A 1,739-nucleotide genomic window follows, 5' to 3' on the forward strand; every position below is an offset into this window, starting at 1 on the left:
ACCCCACACCCCAGAAGCAACCAACGCCCCCCGCCAGGCTAGGCGTACAAGGTGCCCTCCAGGACGGTGACGGCGTTGCCGGTGAGCTGGACCCGGTCGCCGTGCAGCGCCGTACGTACCAGGCCGGTGCGTGGGGACGCCTGGAGGCCGGTGAGCGTGTCGCGGCCGAGTCGCGCCGCCCAGTACGGGGCGAGCACAGTGTGGGCGCTGCCCGTGACCGGGTCTTCCGGGATGCCGTTGGCCGGTGCGAAGAATCGGGAGACGAAGTCGTACTTGTGGGCAGGCTCGGCCGCCGGGGCCGTGATGATGACACCGCGCAGCCCCTCGCGCCGGGTAAGAGCCGCTACCGCGTCCAGGTCGGGAGCGACCGCCCGGACCGTGGCCTCGTCCGGCAGTACCGTCAGCAGGTCGCCGAGCGACCCGGCGTGCAACGTGGCCTCGGGCTCCGTCCCGAGCGCCTCGGACAGCCCCGCCGGCACGGCGACTTCGGTTCCGGGCGCGGCCGGGAAGTCCAGCGTGATGTCGCCTTCTTCGGCGGTGTCCGCGACGAGGATGCCGTGCCGCCGGCTGCTGAACCGCACCCTGCCGACGAGCCCCCGTTCGGTGCGCAACACGTGAGCCGTGGCCAATGTGGCATGGCCGCACAGTTCGGCCTCGACGAGCGGTGTGAACCAGCGGATCGCCCAGTCGGCCTTGGCCTCGGCCTCGGCCGAGTCCGGCAACGGGAGAGCGAACGCGGTCTCGGGGTGGTTCATCTCCGCCGCTACTTTCCCCATCCAGGACTCGTCCGGCCACTCCCCGGCCGGCAGTAGACACACCCCCGCCGGGTTCCCGGCGAACGGAGTGTCAGTGAAGGCGTCCACCACGTGAATTCGCATGAATGCACCGTATCGACGCCAATCGGCGGCCCGCCAAGTCCAATCCTGGACAACTGGACTGGCTTCCTTTCGCTTCACTTCACTTCACTTCGCCTCACCCCCACCAAGAACCCGCACCACCCGCGCCGGGTTTCCCACTGCCAGTACGTCGGGTGGCAGGTCCCTGGTGACCACCGCGCCCGCGCCGACCACCGTGTTCTCGCCGATGGTGACGCCGGGGCAGACGATGACGCCGCCGCCCAGCCAGACGTTGTCGCCGATCGTCACCGGGTCGGCCTTCTCCCAGCCCGCCCGGCGGCGTTCGGCGTGCAGTTCGTGGGTGGGGGTGAGGAGCTGGACGTTCGGGCCGATCTGTACGTCCGCTCCGACGGTGATCGGCGCCGCGTCGAGGAAGACCGCGCCGAAGTTGACGAACGTACGCGCGACGATGGCGATGTGGTGGCCGTAGTCGCAGTGGAACGGCGGACGGATCCGCACGGTCTCGTCGACCCTGCCGAGCAACTGGCGGAGGATCGCGACGCGTTCCTCCGGGGTCGCGGTCGTCGCCGCGTTGTACGCCGCGCAGAGTTCGGCGCGGCGGTGGGTGTCTTCGGCGAGTTCGGGGTCGTCGGGGAGGTACCAGTCACCGGCCAGCATGCGCCGCTTGTTCTCACCCACTGCGGCCGTCCTTTCATCGGGCAGGCGGCACGGGTCACGCGTCAGGTGTCAGGTGTCAGGTGTCAGGTGTCAGGTGTCACGCGTCGCGTTCCCATGCCATGCCGACGTCACACTCCCGTGCCACGCCCACGCCCACGCCCGCGCCACGCCTGCCCCAACTGCCTACCCGTCAGCCGCGCCGCTCGCCCCTCCGCGCCGCTCGCC

2 protein-coding genes are annotated in these 1,739 nt (G+C 70.4%); both read right to left on the minus strand.

Annotated elements, in window-relative coordinates:
• Positions 1 to 38 precede the first annotated feature (38 nt).
• Positions 39 to 878 (minus strand): PhzF family phenazine biosynthesis protein, encoded by an 840-nt coding sequence (locus tag E2E34_RS34005; protein WP_138905672.1) that lies wholly within the window; start codon positions 876 to 878, stop codon positions 39 to 41.
• A gap of 84 nt (positions 879 to 962) precedes the next feature.
• Positions 963 to 1,535 carry a sugar O-acetyltransferase gene (locus E2E34_RS34010; RefSeq protein WP_138905673.1) on the minus strand — a complete coding sequence of 191 codons (573 nt, stop codon included), beginning with the start codon at positions 1,533 to 1,535 and terminating at the stop codon, positions 963 to 965.
• Positions 1,536 to 1,739 lie beyond the last annotated feature (204 nt).

It is taken from the genome of Streptomyces albidochromogenes (genome assembly GCF_005981925.1).
Classification (GTDB): Bacteria; Actinomycetota; Actinomycetes; order Streptomycetales; family Streptomycetaceae; genus Streptomyces; species Streptomyces albidochromogenes.

What these genes read in the sequence shown, in the direction of transcription:
- E2E34_RS34005 (WP_138905672.1), bottom strand. Translation starts at nt 878, where the DNA reads ATGCGAATTCACGTGGTGGACGCCTTCACTGACACTCCGTTCGCCGGG.